The 26,158-nt window shown below is 37.8% G+C and carries 26 protein-coding genes; 16 read left to right on the top strand and 10 right to left on the bottom strand.

The features are described 5' to 3' along the window. The first annotated feature begins 1 nt into the window (after position 1). Positions 2-703, top strand: coding sequence for a response regulator (locus MHB42_RS12390; RefSeq protein ID WP_340806511.1), 702 nt, complete (start codon positions 2-4; stop codon positions 701-703). A gap of 44 nt (positions 704-747) precedes the next feature. Here MHB42_RS12390 and MHB42_RS12385 read toward each other — a convergent pair whose 3' ends face one another. The 3 genes from MHB42_RS12385 to MHB42_RS12375 all read right to left on the bottom strand — a co-directional run bounded on the left by MHB42_RS12385 (position 748) and on the right by MHB42_RS12375 (position 3,539). Beyond that, positions 748-1,716 (bottom strand): 4-hydroxy-3-methylbut-2-enyl diphosphate reductase, encoded by a 969-nt coding sequence (locus MHB42_RS12385; RefSeq protein WP_340806510.1) that lies wholly within the window; start codon positions 1,714-1,716, stop codon positions 748-750. A 73-nt stretch (positions 1,717-1,789) separates the two neighbouring features. Beyond that, positions 1,790-2,287: a VrrA/YqfQ family protein gene (vrrA, locus tag MHB42_RS12380; RefSeq protein WP_340806508.1), complete on the bottom strand. Its 498-nt coding sequence runs from the start codon at positions 2,285-2,287 to the stop codon at positions 1,790-1,792. A 196-nt stretch (positions 2,288-2,483) separates the two neighbouring features. After that, positions 2,484-3,539, bottom strand: a complete 1,056-nt coding sequence (locus MHB42_RS12375) for a 2,3-butanediol dehydrogenase (protein ID WP_340806507.1) — start codon at positions 3,537-3,539, stop codon at positions 2,484-2,486. Positions 3,540-3,817: 278 nt separating this feature from the next. Between MHB42_RS12375 and MHB42_RS12370 the strand changes: the two genes are divergently transcribed. After that, positions 3,818-5,119: a DEAD/DEAH box helicase gene (locus tag MHB42_RS12370; protein ID WP_340806506.1), complete on the top strand. Its 1,302-nt coding sequence runs from the start codon at positions 3,818-3,820 to the stop codon at positions 5,117-5,119. Between the two features lie 12 nt (positions 5,120-5,131). Then, the gene (locus tag MHB42_RS12365) at positions 5,132-6,025 is read left to right on the top strand and encodes a deoxyribonuclease IV (protein ID WP_340806505.1); all 894 of its coding nucleotides are present in this window, start codon (positions 5,132-5,134) and stop codon (positions 6,023-6,025) included. 40 nt (positions 6,026-6,065) lie between these two features. Here MHB42_RS12365 and MHB42_RS12360 read toward each other — a convergent pair whose 3' ends face one another. Next, on the bottom strand, positions 6,066-6,302 hold the full coding sequence (locus tag MHB42_RS12360; protein ID WP_340806502.1) for an endonuclease IV: 237 nt from the start codon (positions 6,300-6,302) through the stop codon (positions 6,066-6,068). Positions 6,303-6,431: 129 nt separating this feature from the next. Between MHB42_RS12360 and MHB42_RS12355 the strand changes: the two genes are divergently transcribed. Genes MHB42_RS12355 through MHB42_RS12345 form a run of 3 tightly spaced genes read left to right on the top strand, consistent with a single transcriptional unit; the run spans position 6,432 to position 8,466 of the window. Beyond that, a complete protein-coding gene (locus MHB42_RS12355) occupies positions 6,432-7,178 on the top strand; it encodes a metal ABC transporter ATP-binding protein (protein ID WP_340806501.1) in 747 nt (248 codons plus the stop codon). Positions 7,179-7,192: 14 nt separating this feature from the next. After that, positions 7,193-8,056 (top strand): metal ABC transporter permease, encoded by an 864-nt coding sequence (locus MHB42_RS12350; RefSeq protein ID WP_340808590.1) that lies wholly within the window; start codon positions 7,193-7,195, stop codon positions 8,054-8,056. Further along, positions 8,053-8,466, top strand: coding sequence for a Fur family transcriptional regulator (locus MHB42_RS12345; RefSeq protein WP_340806500.1), 414 nt, complete (start codon positions 8,053-8,055; stop codon positions 8,464-8,466). The genes MHB42_RS12350 and MHB42_RS12345 overlap by 4 nt, the downstream gene beginning before the upstream one ends. A 141-nt stretch (positions 8,467-8,607) precedes the next feature. Here MHB42_RS12345 and MHB42_RS12340 read toward each other — a convergent pair whose 3' ends face one another. Together MHB42_RS12340 and serC are read right to left on the bottom strand one after the other, a co-directional pair. Continuing rightward, positions 8,608-8,949 carry a hypothetical protein gene (locus tag MHB42_RS12340; RefSeq protein ID WP_340806499.1) on the bottom strand — a complete coding sequence of 114 codons (342 nt, stop codon included), beginning with the start codon at positions 8,947-8,949 and terminating at the stop codon, positions 8,608-8,610. A gap of 236 nt (positions 8,950-9,185) precedes the next feature. Then, a complete protein-coding gene (gene serC, locus MHB42_RS12335) occupies positions 9,186-10,277 on the bottom strand; it encodes a 3-phosphoserine/phosphohydroxythreonine transaminase (protein WP_340806498.1) in 1,092 nt (363 codons plus the stop codon). A gap of 321 nt (positions 10,278-10,598) precedes the next feature. Here serC and MHB42_RS12330 point away from each other — a divergent pair, with 321 nt between their 5' ends. After that, positions 10,599-11,135 carry a hydrolase gene (locus tag MHB42_RS12330; RefSeq protein WP_340806497.1) on the top strand — a complete coding sequence of 179 codons (537 nt, stop codon included), beginning with the start codon at positions 10,599-10,601 and terminating at the stop codon, positions 11,133-11,135. A gap of 173 nt (positions 11,136-11,308) precedes the next feature. Here the strand turns inward: MHB42_RS12330 and MHB42_RS12325 are convergent, their stop codons facing one another. Together MHB42_RS12325 and MHB42_RS12320 are read right to left on the bottom strand one after the other, a co-directional pair. Next, positions 11,309-11,572, bottom strand: coding sequence for a hypothetical protein (locus MHB42_RS12325; protein ID WP_340806496.1), 264 nt, complete (start codon positions 11,570-11,572; stop codon positions 11,309-11,311). A 382-nt stretch (positions 11,573-11,954) separates the two neighbouring features. Then, positions 11,955-12,512, bottom strand: coding sequence for a hypothetical protein (locus tag MHB42_RS12320; RefSeq protein ID WP_340806495.1), 558 nt, complete (start codon positions 12,510-12,512; stop codon positions 11,955-11,957). A gap of 932 nt (positions 12,513-13,444) precedes the next feature. Here MHB42_RS12320 and MHB42_RS12315 point away from each other — a divergent pair. Genes MHB42_RS12315 through MHB42_RS12295 form a run of 5 tightly spaced genes read left to right on the top strand, consistent with a single transcriptional unit; the run spans position 13,445 to position 20,022 of the window. Then, complete coding sequence (locus tag MHB42_RS12315) at positions 13,445-14,464, top strand: hypothetical protein (RefSeq protein ID WP_340806493.1); 1,020 nt, start codon at positions 13,445-13,447, stop codon at positions 14,462-14,464. After that, complete coding sequence (locus MHB42_RS12310) at positions 14,439-15,296, top strand: diguanylate cyclase domain-containing protein (protein ID WP_340806492.1); 858 nt, start codon at positions 14,439-14,441, stop codon at positions 15,294-15,296. Before MHB42_RS12315 ends, MHB42_RS12310 begins: the two co-directional genes overlap by 26 nt. Continuing rightward, on the top strand, positions 15,286-16,719 hold the full coding sequence (locus MHB42_RS12305) for a DUF2334 domain-containing protein (protein WP_340806491.1): 1,434 nt from the start codon (positions 15,286-15,288) through the stop codon (positions 16,717-16,719). Before MHB42_RS12310 ends, MHB42_RS12305 begins: the two co-directional genes overlap by 11 nt. After that, positions 16,712-17,986, top strand: coding sequence for a glycosyltransferase family 2 protein (locus MHB42_RS12300; RefSeq protein ID WP_340806490.1), 1,275 nt, complete (start codon positions 16,712-16,714; stop codon positions 17,984-17,986). The genes MHB42_RS12305 and MHB42_RS12300 overlap by 8 nt, the downstream gene beginning before the upstream one ends. Further along, entirely contained in the window at positions 17,983-20,022 is a 2,040-nt protein-coding gene (locus tag MHB42_RS12295) for a cellulose biosynthesis cyclic di-GMP-binding regulatory protein BcsB (RefSeq protein WP_340806488.1), read from the top strand. Before MHB42_RS12300 ends, MHB42_RS12295 begins: the two co-directional genes overlap by 4 nt. 44 nt (positions 20,023-20,066) lie before the next feature. On the opposite strand, the gene MHB42_RS12290 is transcribed toward MHB42_RS12295, so the two are convergent. Beyond that, the gene (locus MHB42_RS12290) at positions 20,067-20,555 is read right to left on the bottom strand and encodes a PCYCGC motif-containing (lipo)protein (RefSeq protein ID WP_402896678.1); all 489 of its coding nucleotides are present in this window, start codon (positions 20,553-20,555) and stop codon (positions 20,067-20,069) included. Between the two features lie 92 nt (positions 20,556-20,647). After that, positions 20,648-22,942 (bottom strand): YhgE/Pip domain-containing protein, encoded by a 2,295-nt coding sequence (locus tag MHB42_RS12285; RefSeq protein ID WP_340806485.1) that lies wholly within the window; start codon positions 22,940-22,942, stop codon positions 20,648-20,650. Positions 22,943-23,137: 195 nt separating this feature from the next. Here MHB42_RS12285 and MHB42_RS12280 point away from each other — a divergent pair, with 195 nt between their 5' ends. From MHB42_RS12280 to MHB42_RS12265, 4 genes are all read left to right on the top strand, one after another. Then, positions 23,138-23,617, top strand: coding sequence for a thioredoxin family protein (locus MHB42_RS12280; RefSeq protein WP_340806484.1), 480 nt, complete (start codon positions 23,138-23,140; stop codon positions 23,615-23,617). A 100-nt stretch (positions 23,618-23,717) separates the two neighbouring features. Then, positions 23,718-24,419: an O-linked GlcNAc transferase gene (locus MHB42_RS12275; RefSeq protein WP_340806482.1), complete on the top strand. Its 702-nt coding sequence runs from the start codon at positions 23,718-23,720 to the stop codon at positions 24,417-24,419. A gap of 241 nt (positions 24,420-24,660) precedes the next feature. Beyond that, entirely contained in the window at positions 24,661-25,218 is a 558-nt protein-coding gene (locus tag MHB42_RS12270) for a hypothetical protein (protein ID WP_340806481.1), read from the top strand. A 29-nt stretch (positions 25,219-25,247) separates the two neighbouring features. Further along, positions 25,248-25,901: an alpha/beta hydrolase gene (locus MHB42_RS12265; protein WP_340806480.1), complete on the top strand. Its 654-nt coding sequence runs from the start codon at positions 25,248-25,250 to the stop codon at positions 25,899-25,901. The last annotated feature ends 257 nt before the right edge of the window (positions 25,902-26,158 follow it).

The following is a 26,158-nucleotide window of genomic DNA, read 5'->3' as shown; positions in this document are numbered from 1 at the left end:
AATGGCACAAATAACCGTATTATTAATTGAAGATGATCCAATGGTGCGAGAGGTCAATCGTCAATTTATTGAAAAAGTTGAGCATTTTCAAGTAATTGGACAGGCATCAAATGGCTTAGATGGTATTACACAAATTCATCAGCTCCAGCCAGACTTAGTATTTATGGATATTTTTATGCCAGAGCAAGACGGTATTACAAGCCTACGGAAAATACGTGAGCTTGATTTACCAGTAGATGTAATTACCGTGACAGCCGCCAATGATATGGAAACTGTGAAGCAGGTGCTACATTTAGGTGTCTTCGATTATATTATGAAGCCGTTTTCATTTGAACGAGTCCAAGGAACACTTGAAAATTACTTGCGCTTTAAAAAACAAACACAAACAGAACGTGCTCTTACACAAGGTGAGCTTGACCAGCTATTCCATTATCGCGGCGGGCATGGTCATGTAATACAGGCTAATACATTACAGTCAGAACAGAATCTACCAAAGGGCTTTAATCGTGCAACGCTTGATAAGGTTGTCCATTTTTTACAATCGGTGGATGGCGCATCTGCAGAAGATGTAGCAATGGGTGTTGGCATCGCCAGAGTTACCGCAAGAAGATATTTAGATTACTTAGAAAAGCAGGGCTCTATTACCATGGATGTCCATTATGGTGGCGTTGGTCGCCCTATTAACTATTATTTTAGTAAATAGAGAAAATCCTGATTGTCGTAGGGCAATCAGGATTTTTTTTGCTATTAGTAAGGCATAATTTTCTCAACAGGTGCAGGTGTTTTAATTTTAGGTAAAATTTTATCTAATGTTACTGTACGTTTAATCGTATGTGTCGATGCATCATGCTCATCAAATTGTTCGAGGAAGGCAATTACCTCTTTGACAATCGGTGTTGGTGTTGAAGCACCCGCAGTGACAGCAACGGTATTAATGTCTTTTAACCATTCTATTTTCAGCTCTGAAACATCCGCAATACGATAGGATGGTGTGCCAGCGATTTCAACAGAAACTTGTGTTAAACGATTTGAGTTATTTGATTTTGGGTCACCTACAACAATGAGTAAATCCGCTTCGCCCGCTTGTTTCGCAACAGCTTCTTGACGAACTTGCGTAGCTAAACAAATTTCTTTGTGTACTTCAATATGTGGGAATTTTTCTTTTAAACTATCCATTAAATGAGCAACATCCCATTGACTCATTGTTGTTTGGTTTGTGACAAGTAATTTATCATTGGTTAGCTCTAGCGCATCAATATCGTTAGAGGATTGTACTAAGTGGACATGGTCGGGTGCAACACCAATAGCACCTTCTGGTTCAGGATGTCCTTTTTTACCAATATAAATAATATCATAACCTTCTGCAGACTTTTCACGAATTAAATCGTGCGTAACTGTTACATCAGGGCATGTAGCATCAATGGACACGAGGCCTTTGCGCTTTGCAATCTCACGAATTTCAGGCGAAACACCATGTGCTGTAAAAATAACAGTACCCGTTTCAACCTGTTCAATAATTTCTAAACGATTATCGCCATCTAATGTGATAATACCATCTTCTTCAAATGCATCTGTGACATGTTTATTATGCACAATCATCCCTAAAATGTAGATAGGTCTTGGTAATGTTTTATCGAGTGCGGCGTTTCGTGCAATAACCATCGCATCCACAACACCGTAGCAATAGCCACGTGGATTAATTTTTAATACTTGCATGGTTGTGACTCCTTTCAAGCTTACCTACCTACATTATAACGGACAGGGACTACGAATACAAAGAAACGTTCATTTACATCGGTGGTTGGAAAATTCTTGGCTTAGATGGTAGTGGTTCAGGCGGCGTAAATGATTCACTTTGCCTTGCAGATCGTCTGCTTCCACCAGAGGCTCTTGCACTGCCCGTCGCTTCAGCCGCAGCTGCTGCGCCAGCACCGGCAGCGGGGAGTCCTTGGAAGCCTTTATATAATTTTAGCAGTGACGGGATATTTTTCACCATTGGCATTGCTTGCTGAATATAAGGCGTATAGGTTTTAGCCGTATTAAATAAGCTGTTGGCTTGCTGTAGAAATGAACCGATTTTAGACGGTTCCTGCACAGGTGGCATTGGCATTTGTCCTCCAAAGGAACCTATTCCATTTGCCATCGGAAAGCCGCCTGGAATTCGTGGTTGAGCAGGGAAGCCTCCAGGCGGGAAAAAGGACTGTGGTGACATCTGTGGAGGTGTTGGCATAGGCATTCTCATGCCACTGGGATACATAGGGTATGGATAAGGTGGTCGAAATACCATAATGATCTCCTTTCTACTTCTTTATCATTGATGACATACCTGATTATAGCTATGATATGCAGCGATTGACGAGAGGGTTCGACAAAGGATTAATCAGTTGAGGAATTGAGCGCTTTGAAGAGATTTTATGTATAAGCTTGAACACTTCAAATAAAAAACGCCAAGAATGAGCTTCTTGACGTTTTACAATCTATGATTATGCTTGAGAGTTTACAAGAATTTTAATATGGTTACGTTCCTTCATAAGTGCTTCAAAGCCTTCTGTCACAACTTCATCCAGTGCAATACGCTTTGTCACAAGCTTGTCGGCAGGGAAATAGCCTTGTGTCATCAGCTCCATAACTGCAGGGAAGATATCGCGGTAAGCAATGATACCTTTTACAGAACGCTCTGATAGGACAAGATTGTTTGGCTGAATAGCAGCTGTAGATTCCCAAATAGACACGATAATTGTTTCGCCCTCAAATGTTGTAGAATCGATGGCTTGTTGTAAGACAACTGGCACACCTGTTACTTCAAAGGCAACATCTACGCCACCATTTGTTAATTCAAGTAAGCGCGCAACGGCGTCTTCTTCTTTAGGATTAATAACGGCTGTTGCACCAAGCTCTAAAGCTTTTGCCGCACGCTCTTCTGAAAGCTCTACAGCATAAATTTCTGCTGCACCTGCTGCACGTAATGCTTCAATTACGAGTAGCCCGATTGGACCTGTGCCAAAAACAGCAGCTTTATCGCCAGCTTTTAGCTTACTTTGACGTACTGAATGCAATGCTACGGCTGCTGGTTCTACAAGCGCCCCTTGTTCATAGGAAAGACCCTCTGGCATTTTGTGTACCATTTTTTCATCGACCATTGTATATTCGGAGAAGCCTCCGCCACCACCAGATAGACCGTGGAAACCTAAATGTTTACAAATATTGTATTTTCCTTTTTTACAAGCGGCACATTCACCACATGCAAGGATAGGCTCAACAACAACAGAATCGCCCACTTGAACAGATGTGACACCATCGCCAATTTCAACAACTTCTCCTGAGAATTCATGTCCCATGACAATTGGTGCAATATCTTTACTTACATAATGAGGTTGCTCCACTGGAATAAAGATTGGCCCAGCTGCATATTCATGTAAATCACTGCCACAAATACCAGTCCAATGTACTTTAATTTTTACTTTTTCAGGTGCGATGACTGGTTCTTCAATGTTTTCTACGCGGATATCGTGTGCTTTATACCATCTTGCTGCTTTCATAAGTTCTCAACCTCCTGTAATAATATACATTCCTATCATAACATGTAAGGAAGTTACTCATCATTAGTTTACTATAAATTGACATGAAAATTACATATTGCGAATATTTCTGAACATTTCTCTATTGCTTTTTTTGATTGCATATTGTTGGTATTTCAAGTACCTTTGATAAGGTAATAAAATGATGCAAACATGTGGAAGCTGTTACTAATAGGACGTCAATACGCCTTCAAGTGCGAATCATGATACAATAAGAAAGATGTTAGGAGGAACGCATTATGTCAAAATATACCGATTATAATTTTCAGCCATTTTTACAGGACGCCATTGCAAAACTTGGCTTTACAGAACCAACACCTATTCAAAAGGAGATTATTCCACTTGTCTTAAAAGGGAAAAGTGCCATTGGACAGGCACATACAGGAACAGGGAAAACGCATAGCTTTTTAATTCCGATTGTGCAGCGTATTGATGCAGAAAAGCAGGAAGTACAGGCTGTGATTACTTCTCCTACACGTGAGCTTGCACAGCAAATCTTTGATGCGTTACAGCAATTAATAGAAGGAACAGCAATTCAGGCAAAGCTATTTATTGGAGGAACAGATAAACAACGCTCCATTGACAAGCTAAAAACACAGCCGCAAATTGTTGTTGGCACACCTGGCCGTATTCGTGACCTTGTGGCAGCACAGGCATTATTTGTGCATACAGCGCCAATTTTAGTGGTGGATGAGGCTGATTTAGCCTTTGATATGGGCTTTATTGAAGATATTGACGGCTTTGCTGCTCAAATGCCTGAGAAGCTTGAAATGTTTGTATTTTCAGCAACCATTCCTGAAAAGCTACAGCCCTTCCTAAAAAAATATATGGAAGCACCTATTCATATTCATATGAATGATAAACGACCAGTCGCAGAAGGCATCGACTTTGTACTTGTCCCAGTACGCTCTAAATCTCGCAATAAACGTTTATTGGAAGTAATTGAAGGCATCAACCCATTCCTAGCAGTTATTTTTACAAATACGCGTAAAACGGCAGAGCATGTTGCTAATTACTTAAACGAGCATGGGATTCGCTGCGGACAAATCCATGGCGATTTAAGCCCGCGCGACCGTAAAAAGATGATGAAGCAAATACGTGATCTTGACTACCAATATATTGTAGCAACGGATTTAGCAGCACGTGGTATTGATATTCAAGGAATTTCACATGTTATTAACTATGAAATCCCAGAGGACCTAGAATTCTTTATTCACCGTGTTGGGCGTACAGCACGTGCAGGCAATAAAGGAACAGCTATTACATTGTTTGAGCCATCGGATGAGGATGCATTAGCGCGTGTGGAAAAAATGGGGATTCCATTTGTTCAAAAGGATGTAAAAAATGGGGAATGGTCGGAATTAAAGGATCGTCATGCCCGTAAAAACCGTGTGAAGCATGAGAATGAAATTGATGTAAAAGCGAAAGCATTAGTACGTAAGCCTAAAAAAGTAAAGCCAGGCTATAAACGTAATATGAAATGGGAAATGGAAAAAATTAAAAAGCGTGAGCGTCGCTTAAAAGCACGTGGTAAAAAATAAGGAGGCTTTAATATGCTACTTGGCTCACATGTTTCAATGAGTGGCAAGGAGATGCTACTTGGCTCTAGTAAAGAGGCGCTATCGTATGGCGCAAATACCTTTATGATTTATACGGGAGCACCACAAAATACACGTCGTAAGGCGATTGCTGATCTTAATATTGAAAAAGGGCTTCTTCATATGAAGGAGCATGGTATGACAAATATTGTTGTCCACGCACCCTATATTATTAATATTGCGAATACGACAAAGCCTGAAACATTTCGTCTTGGTGTAGATTTTTTACAATCTGAAATTGAGCGTACAGCTGCATTAGAGGCAACGCAAATTGTCTTACATCCTGGTGCACATGTCGGCGCTGGTGCGGATGCAGGGATTGCCAAAATTATCGAAGGCTTAAACGAAGTATTAGCGCAGGATTATCCCGTTCAAATCGCCTTAGAAACGATGGCAGGGAAGGGGACAGAATGCGGACGCTCCTTTGAAGAGCTGGCGCAAATTATTGATGGTGTGACACATAATGAGCGTCTTTCCGTCTGCTTTGATACTTGTCATACACATGATGCTGGCTATAATATTGTAGAGGATTTTGATGGCGTCCTAAATGAATTCGATAAAATAATCGGCGTTGATCGCATTAAAGTGCTGCATATTAATGATTCTAAAAATGTGCAAGGTGCAGGAAAAGACCGTCATGAAAATATTGGATTTGGTCATATTGGCTTTGATGCATTAAACTATGTTGTCCATCATCCACAGCTAATGGCTATTCCGAAAATATTAGAAACACCATTTGTCCCGCTAAATAGTGATGCAAAATCTAAGGTAGCTCCATATAAAGCTGAAATTGATATGCTGCGAAGCGGTACATTTAAGCCTGAGCTTATTGAAGCATTAAAAGGTTAAGGAAAAGCCCGAAATCAATGGTACTGATTTCGGGCTGTCTTTATTTTGTAAACAATGCGATAAGTTGACGAGAGCGCTTTCTTCCTAAAATTGCCTCAACCTCTACAAGAATATCTTTAGGCACACCTAAAAAAAGCCAAGAAAATGAGAATTGCTCCAAATAAGGTCGAAGCTTTTTAACTTCAGAAGTTGTAATAGTAAACCCTTCATGTCGGGCAATTTCAACAATTTCCTTATCAGTGCTTTGAAGCAATTGCTGTAAAAATTGTATACTCAAAGCCAATCCTCCTTTATGCAAAATGATGGGCAAAGCACCTATCTTCTTTTCTTTACAAAAACTGCACTTTCATTTATACTTAAATTTTGTAAATCGTAATGATTTTGACTTAGAAAGAAGCGATCATGTATGAAATCAACACTTATCGACATTCAAAATGTGTCATTCCAATATGACTATACACAGGTTTTAAAAAACATTTCCTTTCGTGTAGAAGAGGGCGATTTTTTAGCCCTTCTTGGACCCAATGGCTCAGGTAAATCAACATTATTAAAAATTATTTTAGGTTTATTAAAGCCACTATCAGGTGAGATACAACTTTTTGGTGAACCAAGTGCAACCTTTAAGCACCGTGAATGGATTGGGTATGTTTCGCAAAAATCCAATGCCTTTAACTCTGGCTTTCCAGCAACCGTGCAGGAGGTTGTGAAAAGCGGATTAACCAAAAAATTAGGGCTTTTTAAAAGACCCGGGCGCAATGCGAAAGAGCAAGTAGAGAGAGCTTTAAAGGCAGTTGGTATGGATGCTTTTATGCATCGCAATATTGGTGAACTATCAGGTGGTCAACAGCAACGTGTTTTTATTGCAAGAGCTTTAGTCAGCGATCCAAAACTGCTTATTTTAGATGAACCAACTGTTGGCATTGACCACGAGAATGTGCAGTCATTTTATGATATGCTGGCGACATTAAATCGGGAACAGGGAATTACGATGATTCTTGTGACGCATGATGTTGACACAGTATCCAATCGTATTAGTCATGTAGCATGCTTAAATCAAACGATTCACTTCCATGGCTATAAAAATGAATTTGATAATATTTCTCAGGATGCACTGGACAAATGGTACGGTCATTCGGTAAGAAAGATTCATTAGAAGGAGAAGGCACAATGATTGAAGCAATTTTACATTATGAATTTTTACAAAACGCCTTTTTCTCAGGGCTATTAATCGGTGTATTAGCACCACTTTTAGGCGTGTTTATTGTTGTGCGCAGGCTATCATTAATTGCAGATGCTCTATCACACGTAACGCTCGCGGGAATAGCGGGCAGCTTATATATCAGTCAATCTGTAACAGCTCTAGCCATGTTAAACCCCATCTATTTAGGAATACTAGCCTCTGTGAGTGGCTCGATTTTAATTGAACGATTAAGACGTTTATATAAGCATTATGAGGAGCTGGCGATTCCAATTATTATGTCGGGGGGAATTGGCATTAGTGCCATCTTTATCTCACTGGCAAGCGGCTTTAGCACGGATTTAATGAGCTATTTATTTGGCTCGGTATCCGCTGTATCGCGTCAGGATTTATGGGTAGTAATTGGTATTGCTGCAATTGTGATTATCTTTTTATCTTTATTTTTTAAAGAGCTATTTGTGCTATCATTTGATGAGGAATATGCTAAAGCAAGCGGTCTTCCTGCACGCTCGATTCATCTTTTATTTATGATTATTACAGCTCTTGTGATTGCAGCAAGTATGCGTATCGTAGGTATTTTATTAGTATCATCGCTAATGACATTACCTGTGGCGGCTGCGATGCGATTAGCAAAGGGCTTTAAGCAAACCATTATTTATGCGATTATTTTTGGGGAAGCGGCTGTATTAATTGGCTTAACGAGCGCATTTTATATGGATTTAGCACCAGGGGGTACGATTGTTGTCACTTCTATTTTGATCTTGCTATTAGTAATTCTAGGAAAGAAAATAGCATTTAAAATGGCTGCGAAGCAGGAGGAGGTAGCACCATGAATGTTTCAAGAGCGTGGGAAATTTTAAAAGAAAATGGCTATAAAAAAACAGATAAACGGGAGTTAATATTAGATATGTTTGCAGCAACCGATAAATATCTAACAGCCCGTGATTTACTGGATGTTTTGAAAAAAGATTTTCCAGGAATGAGCTTTGATACGATTTATCGCAACCTTGCTACATTTGTAAAGCTTGGAATTTTAGAGGAAACAGAGCTATCAGGAGAGCGTAATTTCCGTATGCACTGTGAATCACCTCATCATCACCATCATTTTATTTGTATGGATTGTGGCAATGTGAAAGAGCTGCATCTTTGTCCAATGGAAATGCTGGGCGAAAAACTACCTGATTATGAAATTGAAAGCCATAAATTCGAAATCTACGGGAAATGCCCGGATTGTAAACAATAGCATCAGGCAAGCGACGGATAGAACGCCAAAAGTGGTGGATAGCATTATAAAAGTGACGGATAGAACACAAGAAGTGACGGATAGCGTGTTAACATTAAAAAAGAGGGTGCTTCGTGCAGGAAGCGCCCTCTACTATTATGATTAAGCTGCTCTACGAAGTGCAACAATTTTATTACAGTCCACAATTAATGGAGAAGTAGCTGCAGCGCCTGCTTCAAGGAAGTATGCACAGCAAGTACGTGGGTCAAAGGAAATGAATGTTACACCTAAGAAGCTAACACCGCCAGCTAAGAAAATATCAACTGCTGTTGCAAGCTCTAATTTTCTTAATTGCTGACAAATACAGCCTCTACAGTTGCTGCTCATTTTTGGTGTACTTTCACAAGGGCATTTTTCAACTTTGCGTGGACAGCGTTGCTCCTCTTTTTTAGGGCATTTGCAGCCTTGCCAGTTCATATGTGTCATATAACGTTTATCTTCCATTCTCAAGACCTCCCTTCGACTAGATTCGTAAGAGTAACCCTTACAGTAATAATCTATGTTTAGAGAAGCGCTAAAGCTTGGTAATATGTCCGCTAGGCAATTGAAAAAACTATATTTTTCTCAAAATCTTTTGCGCTGTGCAAAGCCCTAAGCGTTAAATTTGCTATAAATCATATAGTTTTCCAACTAAAAAAACGACGAATCATTACAGAAGCGTAATTCATCGTCGTTTGTCATTATGCTTGATGCTTTTGTTGGAAATCTACCATAAAATCTCGTAAAGCTTCACATGCCTCTAATGGTACGGCATTATAAGTGGAAGCACGGCAGCCACCTACAGAACGATGCCCATTTAGCCCTACAAAGCCCGCTGCTTTCGCCTCAGTAAGGAATTGCTGTTCAAGTTCTTCATCTGCAACGCGGAATGTAATATTCATAAGTGAGCGACTTTCTGGTGTCGCATGTCCTTTATAGAAACCATTGCTATTATCAATGGCATCATAAATAACTTTTGCCTTCAATTCATTATGCTTCTCAATTTCAGCAACGCCACCTTTAGCGGCTACCCATTTTAAGACCTCTCCTAGCATATAGATACCAAATGTTGGAGGTGTATTATAAAGAGAATTACTATCTGCATGCGTTGTGTATTTTAGCATTGTTGGAATCGTTTTATGCGCTTTTTCAAGTAGGTCTTTGCGAATAATAACGACTGTTACACCTGAAGGCCCAAGATTTTTTTGTGCCCCTGCGTAGATTAAGCCGAATTTTTCAATATCAATAGGCTTTGACAAAATATCACTAGACATATCGGCGATTAATGGTACATTTCCTGTTTCAGGGAACTTCTTCCATTGTGTACCGTAGATTGTATTATTTGAAGTAATATGCACATAAGCATCGTCTTCAGTAAAATGAATATCCTCTAAGGCAGGAATACTGCGATATTGCTGGTCTTTTGTGCTTGCTGCTTCAACAGGTGTACCAAATAGTTTTGCTTCCTTGAAGGCTTTTTCAGACCATGACCCTGTTAATACGTAGCTAGCTTGTTGCTCCGTTGTTAAAAAATTCATAGGAACCATTGTAAATTGAAGGCTTGCACCGCCTTGTAGGAATAGCACCTCATAATTTTCAGGGATAGCATAAAGCTCCTTAAGTAAAGCAATGGCTTCATTATGTACGATGTCGAAAATAGCACTACGGTGACTCATTTCCATAATGGACATACCTGAATCACGGAAGTTTACTAATTGTTTCTGAGCTTTTTCTAATACTTCTTGTGGTAGTGCAGATGGACCTGCATTAAAATTGTATGCACGTTTTGTCAAAGTGATACACTCCTTATTTTGTTGTAAGATAACGAACTTTACTGAATTATACCTTAATTTTCACAAGAAAAAATAAAATTCTTAATATTTGAGCAAAATATCGACAGGCGCGCAACAAAATCTACATATTTTAAGCAGGATAATGATTTAAACACGAATAAAATTAAAAATAATATATTTATTTCTCTGTAACTTTCGTTATTAAAAGCTATTTATAGTTATATTGTTTAGTAATGTTCGTGTTTATAGCATGTGTAGTGAACGCATAACAATAGAGAAGTAGTTTTTTGTATAATAAATAGAGAAAGGAGTGTTTAACAAATGTTTACAGTGGAAGAAGCGTGTTTAGTTGTTGTAGATGTGCAAGGAAAGCTCGCAACAATTGTAGATGATAGTGAAACGGTAATTGGGAATGTAGCAAGGCTAGTACAGGCAATGCAAGCATTGGAGGTGCCGATTTTATGGCTGGAGCAAAATCCAAGTCGATTAGGGGGCACAGCACTGGAGATTGCCCAACATTTACAGGGACAGGCAATAGCGAAAATGGCTTTTAGTGCGTGTCAAGAAGAAGCATTTGTCAAGGCTATGAAAGAAAGTGGTCGTTCACAATTTATTGTGACAGGCATTGAAACACATATTTGTGTATATCAAACAGCAAGACAACTGAAGGAGCAAGGTTTTGAGGTTGAGGTTGTGGTGGATGCTGTGTCCTCTCGCACTAAGGCGAATAAAGATATTGGGCTAGCTAAAATGCAGGCGCTCGGTATTGCTCCAACAAGCACAGAAATGATTTTATACGAACTGTTACAACGTGCCGACCATCCACAATTTAAAACAATTTTACAGCTTGTAAAATAACGAGTAGTACAAAAACATTGATATGAAGCGGTTTAAGAGGGGGTTAGCTAGATGCTAGCCCCAATTGCGTTTAAACTTTCACTAAATACGGATACTGTTTCCTTTAGTACATGTCCGTATGCTGTAGGAATTATTTCAGGTGTAGTTCAGCGCTTGTCTTAATAGAGATACCATTATTCAATAAGAAGTGTCGCATGTGTATGTTGTAATCCATGAATAGTAGTAGCTGGCAGTTCAGCCGTTGCTACCATGCGATTAAATGTAGCATTTAAGCCAGTAGGTTCAAAGGGCTTTGTTGTATGTGGTGAAAGGAAAATAAACGAATTAACCTTCGCTCTGTCACTATGCAGTGTCCGACCATGTGAAAGCAACAATACTTTGACAGCCTTTCGATAGTTCTGTGATAGTGCGCTCAATAGTAGTTGTTTGATTGGCAAAGTCGATATTTCGCCATGGAAGCCCCAACGCCTCTCCTTTTCGCACCCCTGTATAGGCGATGATTAAAAATAAGCTATAGTACGCTATATTTTCCGCTTGATACAATCCAGCAGTACTAAGCTGAGCGGGTGTAAGATAATTCGTTTCATTTCATTTCAGCTGTATTTGTAGGGGCATATAGTAAAGCTGTGGAGCGTTTAAATAATAGGGTGAGTAAAAAACTTATCATCTGTAGAGGACAAGCAAAGAATACCTTGTACTTTTGATAGTTGGCTTAATAAATATGATAGTCTTTGAAAAAATATGCTGGTGTAGATATTAAATAGGGAAAACAAGACTGTCCGTAAACAGTCCTGCTTTCAGTCATTTATTCATTATTATTTAAAATAACTCAGAAAAGAAGTTTTTCGTTGAATCAACAATTGAATTGAAAGTAGAAGAAATAAAATCAACAGCTACACTAATTGCCTTTTTTACAGCGTCTACTACACCAACAAAGACATCTACAACTTTATTCATAATGTCTTGTATAAAAGCCCCAATCTTATCAGCAAGGGTAAGGATTATTATTTGTGATGCAGGATGCACTTCACCAAAATCTGTTAATGAATCATAGAGTTTATTAATCATGTCTTCAGATTTTTTTAATGCTTCTTCTTTTCTCTTACGCATCTTCTCAATAAAATCTGTTTTATTTACATCATTATTTTCTAATTGTTTAACATTCTCTTTTAAGCTTAATTCTTCTTGTTCATAAAAATTATTTACATTCTGCTGATAGTCTTGTGTTAATTTTTGCAATTCTTCAGGTGTATCAGATACTGAAGGAGCCCGAAGTCCAATGTGTTCTGCCAAAGAAAATTCATTAGAAGACTCTCCTACATAGGCATCTCTTATTTGGTCCATAATGCTGCTAAAATTTTTTACTGCAACTGTCATAATATTTCCTCCTAATAATTTTATTGTGAAACAAATCATTTTCCATAATATTCAGAATATTTTTTGCGCTCTATAAAATACACCTCTTCCTATATATAGAAAAATATTTTCTATATATTGTATGTTAAGGTACAATAATCTATCGGTCAACATTATTTTACATGTTACAACGTTAAGTATTTTTAACGTATGGGGAAGCCTTTAATATGAAAATAGCTGCTTTTATTATGTTGCTTCCATACCCTTTACACAAAATGACGCAGACAACTTTTAAATTCTATCTCTCAAATATTTTCGAATAGTAGCTTTTAAATGCAATTCTTATCTTTTATGGGTGAAGGCGATTGGCACATATCCGAAATTAAAAAGCTATGAAGAAGCCGTTACTTGCTTTGATTTTATCAGGGGGAACATGGGATTATGAATGTGCTCACGCTGCACGACTTTATGAATATATTCTTGATTGAAAAGACCTTTTGTACTCAATTGACATTTACAGCCTGTGAAGCTATTAAATATTGCCAGAGCGTGGAGCAATACCTATTCAATAATGAATGTTTTTTTACTGTTATTACATATATTGCTTGTAGTCTTAAAAATAGTTCTTTTAATTAGTGCTAATTACGGCTTATAAAGTAGCCAAAAAGAAATAATTTGTAATTGTTATTTAAGAAAAATATAAGAGATAAAGCATTTAATTTTTATAAATATCAAATAAAATAAAAAACAATGATAATGGATATATCTTTATGCTCTATTTAATATCATTTTTTGTCTTGGTTTATATACAATGTGGCTTTTTTCACAGAAATGTTTATAGTTTGTATAGGATAGTATATTATAATGAAAATGTAGGAGATAAGGATATATTTTGGCGTACTTGGGGTGATTTTATTAAGAAGAAAATTATTGTGATGATATGTGCGCTGTTTATGTTAATAAGCTGTGCAAAAAAAGAAACTGCGCTACCAAAGGAGCCACTTTCACCTACAGAGCAATTTGTCCTTCACAAGCTAATGACAGATAAAGGGCTATTGCGTACAGATTTAACAAGCCAAAAGGATATATATTTATCTGAATCAGCTGGATTATGGCTTGCTTACCTGCTAGAAAAAGGTGACCAAACTCGTTTTGAGGAACAGGTTCAAGTCATAAAAACCTTCTTTTTAACAGATAATTTTATTGTATGGCGTATAGAAGGAACGAAAAAAGCGTCTGTAAACGCATTGATTGATGATTTACGCATTATTCGTGTGTTATTGGAAGCAGGTGAAAAATGGGATAATGCTTCTTATATACGGCTAGGGAAGAACATTGGCGAAAATTTACAACAATTTGGTATGGCAGATCAGCTATTTGTCGATTTTGTGGATGTTCACACACATGATAAAGCACATACATTAACGCTGTGCTATATTATGCCCGCTGCTTTTTATCAAATGGAAAAGCATGGACTATTATCACAACAGCAGGCGGAGCAGCAAATAGCTATTTTACAACATGCACCATTTTCGGAGGCAGGATTTTTCCCAAAATATTATGACCTTTCCTCCAAAAGCTATGTATTTGATGAAGAATTGCATATGATTGAACAATTGTATACAGCCTACCACTTAGCCTCTATAAACGAAGATACGACTGCTTTTAAAGACTGGCTACTGCATTTGTTCACACAAGACGATAAGCTATATGGTCGCTATAATGCTACAACAAATAAGCCAGCCGTGAGCTATGAATCACCAGCCGTTTATGCGATGGCAGCGCGCTATATGCTTGAGCTGAATGAACAACAAATGGCACAGCAGTTCCTTGCTAAAATGACAGCCTTAAAAAGTGACCCAAAGACAGGTTATATCCATAACCAGACACAATCAACGCATGTTTTTGATAATTTGCTGCCACTGCTAGCGGAAAAGGAGGAAGACAATGCGCACAACGATGAACTGGAATAGAGCCATTTTTCTTTATGGGGTGCTATTAATTTTATTGCTGCAAATACCTTCTTATTTTTTATTGCGGCTAAATGCTGAAAGTTTATTATTGTATGCTTTTCTGCTGGTGCTCTTACTACTTACACTTTGGAGAGGAACTGTTTTTGGACTTATTAGTAGCCTTATTTTTATTTTTATTACAGGCTCAACATTACTGTATACAGGTATATCGGGTACTGTAACATTTTTAAATGCTTCCTTTTCCATGCAGATGTTTTTTGCCTATGGCATTATGTTATTGCTGTTAATTCTTTGTGCGGGAAAGATACATGAATTAATGAAGGAGCAGGAACACTATTTAAAGAAGCTGCAAGAAGATGTAAGGAACTATGTCGCAATAGATGTAGAAACAGGCTTTGATAATGAATCACGTATGCGTATAAGCGTCAATGAAGAAATGCGTAGGTCTGACCGACATAAGCATACATTTGTTTTTATAGTATTAATGCTTGAGAACTATAATCAGTTTCAGCAGCTTTACGGTGCAAAGGAAGTTCAGCATTTATGGCAGCAGCTTTCGCAAAAAATTCAACAGACGGTTAGAGCCACTGATAAAAAATTTCGCTTTCGTGACAATTATATTGGGCTATTGCTTATTGATACAACAGACCAACATATGGAAATAATTTATAATAAATTAGATCAAGCTTTAAAAAATCATCAATTGCTTAATGGTAAATGGGTGACATTAAGCTATAAAACAAGCTTCTTTACCTATTATCCATTGATGGAAGCAACGTTTGATGTATTGCTGGCAGAGCTGGAAAGAGAGATGAAAACAAATGCGCTCTAACTATTGCCTTTGGCTGATAATGGGCTGGCTTTGTTTTTATACATGGCATATAGATCATACGGTATACGCGGCAGATGCTCAAAAGGACGTTGCATTAATTTATGTCACAAGCAATAAGCAGCCTAATGAGGATGTACAAGCAGTACAACAAATACTACAAGCTTATACATCGGTAGATACGATTGCTTTAGAAGATATCTATCCGCACAGCCTCCAGCGCTATGAGCGAATCGTTGTGATTAATACGTATTCAACAGTGCTACCAGCAAAGGCACTTGATGCACTAAATCAATTTCAAGGACCAGCTTTAATGATTGGTGACAATGCGTTGCAGCTTGCACCTTTTGCACAATGGCAGGAAGGTCCCGTAGTAGAGCTGCGAGCACTTGGAGCGGAAAGTTTGAACAAACCTGTTCAGTGGGAAAGCGTGCAACCGACTGCCAATGCAAAAATTATCAAGATGGCTTCAGCTATCAATCAGTCATATCCGTTTATTATCCAGCAGCAGAATTGGTCATTTATTGGGGCTTTTATTAATGAGGGCACATTGCAATATAATTGGCCAGCGCTACTAGGTGAGCTATTACAGTTACCGAAGCCACAAGCACATCAAGCGTTTATTGTGTTAAGTGATATTACGATGAAAACAAATGTCCAAAAGCTAAAAAAGGTTGTAGATGCATTTGCAGAGCACAATATACCAGTTGCTCTTGAAGTAACACCGATTATAGTGGAGGAACAAGTCAATTACTTACATGATAATAAAACATTATTACGTTATTTACAGCAATTACAAAAAGAAGGCTATACATTTATTCTTTCTGCTGCTACTTCAATGGAGCAAAGTCTTGAATATTTAGCGCTTCGTAACATCTATCCAACAATGGGTACTGATAATAGTGCGCTTTTTACAAGTAGCATTCAACAAGGCAATCAGTCATTGTATAGCGCACAGCTAGACAATCATATTATTTATCCCCTAACAGCAGGAACGGTGATGGACTCAGCTATGTATCCTTTCTATCCTGTGAAACAGCAAATTGATTTGCTATTAAAAGCGCCCGGTTCCGTTATCGGTATGCAATATCCTGCTTATAGTGATGCAGCTTATGTACAGGAGCTTGCAGATTATTTAACTAACCATCCACAGATTAAGCTCATTAATTTTCGTCAAACGAAGCAGCAAGTAAAATCGGAGAATATTACCATTGTTCAGCATGAAAATGGCGAACAAATGGTTCATCTTTCATTGACAAATTTTCAGCGTTTAAAAATTCTATGGAATGAAAGGCCATTTGAATCCATTTTATGGGCGCTTGTTTTAATTGTTTCATTGTTTGTAGCATTATTTTTTATGAATACTTTACGTTTACGTATTACCTTGCGTAAAAGGTTATTTGAGGAGAGGAAAACGAATGGCTAATACATTATTTTTTATTTCACTTTTCCTCATTTGGGTCATGCTGCTTTACCATATGTTTTTAATGGAAGGCGGTTATTTACATTTTCGCTCATTTGAAAAGCCAATCGATCAATGGTCTAAAAGGATGCGTAATGTGCCATCCGTTAGTGTCTTTATTCCTGCACATAATGAGGCGCTCGTTATTGAACAAACATTACGGGCTATGTCGCGTTTGTATTATCCAAAAGATAAGCTAGAGATCATTGTCATAAATGATAATTCCTCAGATGACACAGGGGTAATCGCCTCTAAATATGCTGAGAAATTTCCATTTATTCGTGTGATGGAAACTGTAGAGCCAAACAAAGGAAAAGGAAAGTCCTCTGCATTAAATGCAGCCCTAGCTGATTCGGCAGGAGAAATTGTCGTAGTTTATGATGCGGATAATACCCCTGAGCGCATGGCAGTCTGGTATTTAGTAATGGGACTTATCAATGATCCAAAGGCAGCCGCCACAGTAGGGAAGTTTCGCGTTATTAATGCTGCAGAAACCTGGCTGACACGTTTTATTAATATCGAAACAATTTGTTTCCAGTGGATGGCACAAGGTGGTCGCTGGAAATGGTTTAAGGTAGCAACAATTCCTGGGACAAACTTTGCCATTCGTCGTTCGATTTTAGAGCAGCTAGGTGGCTGGGATGTCAAAGCTTTAGCAGAAGATACAGAGCTGACCATTCGTGTTTATAATTTAGGCTATCATATTCACTTTTTTCCAAAGGCTATTACATGGGAGCAGGAGCCTGAAACACTCAAAGTATGGTGGAAGCAACGAACAAGATGGGCAAGAGGTAACCAATATGTCGTCCTTAAATTTTTAAGTCAATTTTTTACATTAAAAAGAAAAAGTATTATTTTTGATTTATTTTACTTTTTCTTTACGTATTTCCTATTTTTCTTTGGCGTTATTTTATCCAATGCTTTGTTTATCATTAATTTATTTTATGATATTGGATTGACTGTTGGTGATATTGCCCTTGTTTTATGGGTATTAGCCTTTTTACTATTCCTAGGTGAAGTGATGATAACCTTAAGTATTGAAAAAACAGAAATGAATCGAAAAAATTTCTTTTACGTTATACTGATGTATTTTACGTACTCTCAAATGTGGATTGTGCTTGTTGTTTGGTCATTGCTATTAGAAATAAAGCGCATGTTGACTGGACAAGAAGTGCAATGGTATAAGACAGAGCGATTTTCAAAGCAATCAGATAAAGGGGCAGACAAATGAAAGCCAAATTTTATTTACTTCTAGTTGTCATTGGTTTTTTATGTTTTACACATGATGCAACTGCGGCTACCATTACGGTGGATCAGCAAACAATTGTCATTAAAGGCAATCAATATCAGAAAAAACCATTATTATCCCAACCAATTGAATTACAAGGACCATCTTCTTCAAGAGATTTTTATTACAGCCTTAGCGAAGATGTGCAGGTTCATAACCAGCAGGTAACATTCCATATTCAACATTCAGAGCTATTAATTGCCCCCTCATCCTTTACAGTAAAAGTGGATGATGTTGCACTTAAAACGGTGCCGTTGACAGCAGATTTACGAAAGCAAACGGTTACTGTAAATTTGCCAGCAGAAGCTTTAGTCAAAGGGACACATAAAATTACAGCGAGCTTTTATGGCATTTTAAAGGAGGGAATTTGTGTTCCTCCAGGCAATGTTGGCAATTGGTTGCGTATTGATATTTTATCCTCTATTTCGGCTTTTGCTGAGGATGGTCAAGCAGCGTTATTAAGTAGTTACCCTTCGGCATTTTTAGGCTATGAGGGCTATACAACAACGCTTATCTTACCAAAAGAAGCTTCCACAGCGACATTAAATAGCGGCTATCAGCTAGCTGCTTATTTATCAGAGCATGGTCAAACAGATGTGCATATTCAGCGTGAAGATGCTGTTCAGAAGGTAACAGGCCCTGTTATTGTAGTTGGTGCAAAACATGAATTTCGCTCAGCGTTATGGCAAAATATATTAGCTGATGTTGATACAGCTAAGGGAACAATGACACTTGCAATGCATAAATTGCAAAATACAAATGAACAGCAACAAGTACCACTTTTTATTATAACAGCTACAAATGCAGAAGCTATTTCAGAGCGATTATTATTTTTAACAGAAGCAAAGCTTTTTGAGCAATTAGTAGGTCAAACATTAACCATTAAAGATTTGCCAAAAGTTGAAAGCCCATCAGCAACAACAATACCATTTAAACAATTTGGCTTTGAGGACCAAACGTTATCAAGTCAAACAACGATCACACCGCATTATTATGTATCTTTGCCACAGCTAGAGGCAAATCAAGAAGCGGTGATGCACTTATTATTGAAAAAGTCAGCAACGATGCCGAGCAGTAAGGAGGACGATGACCGCAAATTAGAATTGATTGTTTATATTAATAATGTTCCACATGCAGTGGATTTACGAAAGCTGGAACAAACAGCAATGGATATATATGAGGTAGCTATACCGATTCAAACAAATGTGTTAAATAAACAGTCAATCACAGATATGCAATTTGAGGTAACAGGCTTTCAGTTAGAGGAGCCATGTGAAACAACGAATGAGCGTTATTGGCTATATATTGATAGCGATAGTTCACTATCCATGACTAAAGATGCGGAGGAGCTATCCTTTACATTACGTGATTTTCCAAATGCCTTTCATGACAATGTGTTAATGGTCGTGCCTGATAACGAACCGATAAATGATATGGAAATGGGTGCGCTATATAAAGCATTGATGATAAATGGTAAAGTAGCACAAATTACGCTTATCAAAGATAAAGATGTGACAGAGGCTGATTTACAAAAACATGCGGTAATTTTTATTGGCAATATGGATGAGCTAGCATGGCTTGCTAAAAATGCGGAGGCTATTCCTTATACAGCACAACAGTTGATACAGCAAGGCTTTTTACCTGAAGCTATGGCGAAGTATGCTTATATTACTAAAAGCTTTTGGCAAACAAAGCAACCTTTATTATGGATACATGCATCCAATGCTACATCTGCTGATAATGATTTCTATGCTCATTTAAAGGAAACAGATACGAAAGCTGCTGCTGCAATTGAAACAAAAGAAGGGCAATTTGTTGTGGCAGTTGCTGAGCAAGTAAATGAACCTAAGACAGAGGCAGCACAAGGTATTGAAATTTCCTTGCTATTAATTGCAGAGTTTGTCGGGCTTATTATTGTTATCGCTGTTATTTTATATATGATTTTACGCAAAAGAAAGAAAAATCAATTGAAGGAATAATGAATAAAAGCAAAGCCGCACTATGCGACTTTGCTTTTATTCTATTATGCAGGCATATCTGTTGGAGTAGGCTTAGCATAGCCTTCCTTGTACGTATCATCAATAACTTGACGAATTTCTTTTAGGCTCATCCCATCTTGATGCATTTTAGCAGATTGGACAGCAATTTCTAAGCACACTAAACAGCGTGTGCCATGATCATCCCAAACAATTGAGCCGTCCTCACGTTTTTCTTGAATAAAGCAGTTTAAATTATTTCTATGCCCTGCAGATTCACCACAGCCACAATAACATGGCATCCATTCTAAAACTTCTGTTGATTGCCCTGCGATTTGATAGACCATACGAATATTTTCTTGTTTATCATCTAAAAAAGAAGGGAGGACATTAGCCGAAGCCGTTTCTTCCTGTATATCACCAGAAGCATGACTATGACCTTCATGTGAATCATTATTTTGATGGTCATCTACACCTTGCTTATCCTCTCCACATGCACTTAAAAGCACTAACATAAAAATAGCAAAAAGGGACATTAATTTCTTCAACAATAGCGCCTCCTACCGTTTCACAATACGATTATTATATCATTGCTATTCGAACAATGGACAGGTAGTATTGTTGCAAATCAATGAAAGATATCTGATCCACGTGTTTTGTTCATAAAATGTTCCATTTTCTCGCTCAGCAATTTTTTTAAGAAAGAACCAAATAAAATAAAGGCTAGCCAGCAGCAAGCTAAGAAGAGCATATCCATCCATACAGTTGACCAAATAATACCACCAACAGCCTCACGCATCATTTCAATCGCATACGTAAATGGTAAGTAAGGGTTAAGAATTTGGAAGAACCTTGGTAGCAATTCAACAGGGTATGTGCCACCAGAGCCAGCAATTTGTAAGACAAGCATAATGATTGCTAAAGCTTTTCCTACATTGCCAAAGACAGATACAAGTGTATAAACAACTGTAATAAATACAAGGCTAATCAACAGACCAAATAATACAAAGTAAACAGGTTCCTGAATGGCGCTATCTAGTAAGAAGATATCTCCAATTGTAATAATAAGTGTTTGAATAAATGAAAACGTTGCAAATGTTAATAATCGACCAAAATAAACTTCACGAATACTGTATGGTGTACCACTATGAAGATTAACCGATAATAACGAAATTAATAATAAGCATCCAACCCAAATCGAAAGCACTGTATAAAACGGTGTCATGGCTGTACCGTAATTGGCAATAGGGAAGAGGCGATGCTCGTTTAGTTGAATGGGCTCCTCAAAGAAATCTCGTTCAGCGTTGACATCATTTTTTAATAATTGCACAATCTCAGAAATATCAGCTTCATCCTCTAATGTACGAAGTTTATCTGCTAGCTCTTTAATTTTTGAGCTTAATGCTGGAAACTCTGTTTGGATTTTTTGAATAGCACTATTTGCTGTTGCTAATGTACCTTGTGTTTCTGTTAATTTAGTAGTTGCCTGTGGAATAAATTGCTGTACATCTGTTAGCATTGCCGAGGCATTTGTTAATGTTTTTTTAGCACTTGATAATGTTGAACGAATTTGCGGCTCCAAGCGATCATTATAATAAGTCAAAAACTCCTGTAAACGAGCTGTTGCATTTTGAGCGATTGTTTGAATGGCTGCTATTTGCTGCTTAATTGCTTCTTGGTCTATAGGCTGTAAGGCATCCATTTTTGCAAGAAGATCACTATGCACGGTTTGAAGCTGCTTTAATGCAGCTAATGCATTGGCAGTGTTATCAGCAAAGCTTGGACCATTTTGTAAAGCTTCACGAATCGTGATAAGCTGTGCCAGCATTTGTTGATCCTGAGCTTCTTCGCTTTGCTGTAGGGTATTGATCATCTGGTCCAAGACATCTACTAGCTGCTTACGAGTTGCAGCATCTGCTTGTGTTAATTGCTGCAATGCTTCAAGCGTTTGAATACTAGTTGCTATATTTTCTTTTGACTGTACCAATTGATTTTGAAGGGCTTCCTTTGTTTGAGCGAAAGAAGATGTATCGAAATCAATGGCATTTAGTTTAGTAATGATTTCTGTAAAATGCTCAGCAATTGTTTGAACAGCTTGGACATCCTTTTTAATGCTCGGAGATAGCTCATTAAATAAGGCATCTGCTTCATTAATGAGCTGTAACCCTTGCTGGATCGTTGTAAGACCATCCTTTGTTAACTGCTCCACTTGAGGTACTTGCGTAAGCGCTTTGTTTAACAATTGTGCTGCATCGTTACCTTGATTAGCAGCTTGCGTTAAAAAGGATTGAATGTCAGGTAAATGCTGTTCAATTGTAAAGACATAGTTTTCAAACTTTCGAAAATCAGGAATTTCATGCTCAATCTCAACACCAATTGTATTAAAGATAGAGAATAATGTGCCATTGACAGTTGACACAAATTCATTGGAAACTTGCTGCGTCAGAACGCTTGCCCCCTTACTTGTAATTTTAGGGGCAATAGGATTCTTTTTTTCATTCACATAATAATCGATATGTGCCTGTGTCGGCTGGTCTGTTAAAATGGAGGTAAGCTTTTGCGAAAAATCTTTTGGAATAACAATCATCGCAAAATAATCTCCATTTTTGACATGCTCAGTACCCTTTTTTTCCGTTTCTAATTCCCATGTAAAGCTTTTATTCGTGCTTAGCTGCTTTATAACCTCATCGCCAACATTGATCGCGGTATCTCTAACTGTTGTTCCTGTATCTTCATTGACAATTGCGATTTTCATATTGGCTGTGTGCGCGTATGGGTCCATGGAGGCATAAATATTGAGCCATGCATAAAGTGAAGGAAGAAAAATAAGTCCACCTATAATAACGGCAATTACCCAGTTCGTAAAAATATTACGAAGGTCTCTTAGATAAATTTGAGAAATATGTTGTAAAAAGTTTTTCATCTGACCACTCCATGCTGAATTTTTATAATACCTTTTACTATGTATGTTCCCAATTATAAATAAAATTATGTTGTAAATGTGAAATATCCCGGAAAAAGGACAAATTAGTTTACTAGGTTTTCAAAACAATTTATAATCAATCGCGAATACACTAAAACTAGGGCTTTTAGTGTAAAAAAGGAGGTCACTACTCTAGTGAAGAAATTATTAATTATTGGTTCAGTGATTGTTGTATTATTTGCAGCAATTATTGTGCTAACAAATGTTTCAAACAAAAGTAAATTAGAAAGCGCAAACAATCCTTATGGCGATAAAAAGCTAAAACAAGAAACCATCGATCAACTGGATGATGAAAACTACCAAAATATTATGCTGCCAGATGAACTTGAAGCAAAAATTGAAGCAGGTGAACCTGTCAATGCTTATTTTTATAGCCCAATTTGTGTTCACTGCCAAGCGTTTACACCTGTGTTAATGCCAATTGCAGATGAAATGGGTGTTAATATTGCCCAATTAAATGTTTATGAATACGAGGACTTATGGGATACGTATAACATTAAAGCAACACCAACATTTATTCGTTTTGAAGATGGGAAAGAAGTGAATCGCTTTGTAGGCGCTCTTAAAGAAGATGATTTACGAACATTTTTAGAAACGGTTGTATTAAAGAAATAGAAGATAGGGGACGGTGTCAAAAGTTATTTTGATACAGTCCCTTTTCATTTTGTAGTGTATACTTAAAATACTGAAAAGTTGTACAATGGAGGAATTGTAAATGTCAATGGATGATTATTTTTATAATGGTGAAGTGATGAAATGCTATAAATTAGCAAAGGCGATTACAAATGAAGCCGAACAGGAACGCGCGCAAAAATATATCGCATTATTGGAAGAATATGAACTGGCGCATTATCCAAAGCCAATATCTACTCTAGAAGCACAGTCTGCTGAGCGTGCTGATGAAACATATCCTGAGTTTGACGCTGTAGCAGAAATTCGGGCGATTAAGGATGAAGGGGCATTTACAAAACGTATTTGGCAGCTAGAGGAAGTTGCAAAAACGGGCACATCGCAAGAGAAGGCACAATCCTTTTTTACACAAGGACAGCTCTTTTTATTTGCCCATCATTACAATGAGAGTGTTCACTGCTTTCAACACGCTGTAAAGGAAAACCCGAATAAGGCTGTCTATTGGGGCATTACAGGGCAAACAATGCATCGCTTTGGCTGGATGCCTTTTGATGCGCTTGGCTATTTAGAGCAGGCGATTGACCTTGACCCGACAAACCCGCGCTGGAAATGGAACAGAGCATTAGTATTAATTCAATTAGCAAAGGATTTGCAGCTAGCCCCGTTTATGGCAAATGCCGCACTAGCATTAGAGGATGCGCTGGCTTGTTGTGGTGAGCACCAGCAATCATTGCAAGCGGCTATCCAAAATACAATTGATAATATGGACAGTTATGTTTTTTCATAATTAAAGCAGGATGCCTCCATTTGCATTGGGAGGTATCTTTTTTATCCCGTATTAACAATTTTTGTGTACTAAAAAGCAAAGCGATAGATATAGACTGTAAGACCCCTTCAAAACATCAGCTAAAATCAACACGCCATTACGCTGGGGCGTAATTGATAGAGGAGGTGGGTTGATTGCCATCTTTCACAATCATGGTATGATAAGAAGGAAATGATTTAGAGATATAAAGGACGGATTTTGGATGACACAAGAAGCGGCAAATGCATTTATTGAAAATGTATGTAATCATTTAGTACGCAATATGAATATTACAAAAGTGGAAGCGCATTTTAATGAAACAATTGCTATGCAACGAGCATCAGCGACAACACAGCAAGATTTTTGGGATATGCTGATGGTCAATATGCTGTATTTTACTGAAAATGAGCAAGCTTGGGAGCAACTATTTCTAAAAATGCTGCAAACGAAGCAATGGTTAACGCCAGCAGCGCTGGAAGAAGAGCTATTAATGCATCAAATGCGTATTCGCCAGCAGGTGGCAACGCAAATGGAAACAGCGAAGGAATTATTCCATCAGCAATATCAAACAGCAGAGATAACAGAGGAAGCCATTATTTATGATTATGCATATAGCTCTGCTGGACACTCGATGCGGATGGATTTATTAACGGTGCTTGTTTCAACGCCTAAGCAATCCAAGCTACTATTTGAGGCGGACCCAGAAGAAACGATTCGTATTGTGAATGGCTATATTGCTTATCATACAGACGGACTTATTAATAGAACAAAATTACACTAATTTAAGGAATGTGAAAGGACTTTGATTGCATGAATACACCGTTTACGTTTAAACATACACAGCCTACACAAATGGACGCTACGAAAAAATATCCTGCTCTTTTTTTATTGCACGGCATGGGCAGCAATGAGGAGGATTTACCGCAATTAGTGCAGGATTTTCGCGAGCAATGTCATATATTTAGCCTACGAGGCCCTATTACACAAAAGCCTGGCTATGCCTTTTTCACGATTCAGGAGATGGATCAACCAGACCGTGCAGTTTTCGATAAGGTATTAGTGGCACTGCAACGCTTTATCTTAGAGGCAATTGACGAATATCAAATTGACCCACATCAAGTATTTGTCCTAGGCTTTAATCAAGGAGCTGTTTTAGCGCAATCATTGGCATTTGTGATGGGGAATTTAGTAACAGGCATTGTGGCATTAAGTGGCTATACACCAAAGTTTGTCACGGAAGAATATGCCATTCGTTCAATTGAGCATCTACAGGCTTTTATTTCTCATGGAGATTATGATTATATTATTCCTTCACAATTAGGTATAGAAAGCAAAGAGATCTTTGAGCAATTTGGTGCAACAGTTACCTTTAAACAATATCCAGATGGACATGGTGTTACACCTGATAATTTACGTGACCTTGTGGCATTTTTAGCACAGCAGCTCCAACAAGATTTACAATAGCTCTAAAACCAAGGCAAAAGAATTGTCTTGGTTTTTTTGTACAAATCATTACTTTTCTTAAATAGTAATAACAAGAATCAAGACAAGAAGGTTCAAATTCATGTCAGTCGGTGGTATCATAGAAGATGTTGTGAATGAACGTACTTTGTTAAAGTTTATGAAACATAGAAACAGCAAGAAGTGAAGAGGGGTAAAATCATTATTTAATGTGCTAGATGCAAATTTTGTCGCTTTCTATCGATGAAAATGTATAGAAA

Source organism: Lysinibacillus sp. FSL K6-0232 (assembly GCF_038008325.1).
GTDB lineage: Bacteria > Bacillota > Bacilli > Bacillales_A > Planococcaceae > Lysinibacillus.
The sequence above is the reverse complement of the archived record's forward strand: the minus strand, read 5'-3'. Positions and strand labels throughout refer to the sequence as shown.

Bases quoted from the DNA above. Each gene is read 5' to 3' on its own strand.
- MHB42_RS12390 (WP_340806511.1), top strand. From the start codon at position 2: ATGGCACAAATAACCGTATTATTAATTGAAGATGATCCAATGGTGCGA.
- MHB42_RS12385 (WP_340806510.1), bottom strand. From the start codon at position 1,716: ATGCAAGTATTAAAAATTAATCCACGTGGCTATTGCTACGGTGTTGTG.
- vrrA (WP_340806508.1), bottom strand. From the start codon at position 2,287: ATGGTATTTCGACCACCTTATCCATACCCTATGTATCCCAGTGGCATG.
- MHB42_RS12375 (WP_340806507.1), bottom strand. From the start codon at position 3,539: ATGAAAGCAGCAAGATGGTATAAAGCACACGATATCCGCGTAGAAAAC.
- MHB42_RS12370 (WP_340806506.1), top strand. From the start codon at position 3,818: ATGTCAAAATATACCGATTATAATTTTCAGCCATTTTTACAGGACGCC.
- MHB42_RS12365 (WP_340806505.1), top strand. From the start codon at position 5,132: ATGCTACTTGGCTCACATGTTTCAATGAGTGGCAAGGAGATGCTACTT.
- MHB42_RS12355 (WP_340806501.1), top strand. From the start codon at position 6,432: ATGAAATCAACACTTATCGACATTCAAAATGTGTCATTCCAATATGAC.
- MHB42_RS12350 (WP_340808590.1), top strand. From the start codon at position 7,193: ATGATTGAAGCAATTTTACATTATGAATTTTTACAAAACGCCTTTTTC.
- MHB42_RS12345 (WP_340806500.1), top strand. From the start codon at position 8,053: ATGAATGTTTCAAGAGCGTGGGAAATTTTAAAAGAAAATGGCTATAAA.
- MHB42_RS12340 (WP_340806499.1), bottom strand. From the start codon at position 8,949: ATGGAAGATAAACGTTATATGACACATATGAACTGGCAAGGCTGCAAA.
- MHB42_RS12330 (WP_340806497.1), top strand. From the start codon at position 10,599: ATGTTTACAGTGGAAGAAGCGTGTTTAGTTGTTGTAGATGTGCAAGGA.
- MHB42_RS12320 (WP_340806495.1), bottom strand. From the start codon at position 12,512: ATGACAGTTGCAGTAAAAAATTTTAGCAGCATTATGGACCAAATAAGA.
- MHB42_RS12315 (WP_340806493.1), top strand. From the start codon at position 13,445: ATGTTAATAAGCTGTGCAAAAAAAGAAACTGCGCTACCAAAGGAGCCA.
- MHB42_RS12310 (WP_340806492.1), top strand. From the start codon at position 14,439: ATGCGCACAACGATGAACTGGAATAGAGCCATTTTTCTTTATGGGGTG.
- MHB42_RS12305 (WP_340806491.1), top strand. From the start codon at position 15,286: ATGCGCTCTAACTATTGCCTTTGGCTGATAATGGGCTGGCTTTGTTTT.
- MHB42_RS12300 (WP_340806490.1), top strand. From the start codon at position 16,712: ATGGCTAATACATTATTTTTTATTTCACTTTTCCTCATTTGGGTCATG.
- MHB42_RS12295 (WP_340806488.1), top strand. From the start codon at position 17,983: ATGAAAGCCAAATTTTATTTACTTCTAGTTGTCATTGGTTTTTTATGT.
- MHB42_RS12290 (WP_402896678.1), bottom strand. From the start codon at position 20,555: ATGTCCCTTTTTGCTATTTTTATGTTAGTGCTTTTAAGTGCATGTGGA.
- MHB42_RS12285 (WP_340806485.1), bottom strand. From the start codon at position 22,942: ATGAAAAACTTTTTACAACATATTTCTCAAATTTATCTAAGAGACCTT.
- MHB42_RS12275 (WP_340806482.1), top strand. From the start codon at position 23,718: ATGTCAATGGATGATTATTTTTATAATGGTGAAGTGATGAAATGCTAT.
- MHB42_RS12270 (WP_340806481.1), top strand. From the start codon at position 24,661: ATGACACAAGAAGCGGCAAATGCATTTATTGAAAATGTATGTAATCAT.
- MHB42_RS12265 (WP_340806480.1), top strand. From the start codon at position 25,248: ATGAATACACCGTTTACGTTTAAACATACACAGCCTACACAAATGGAC.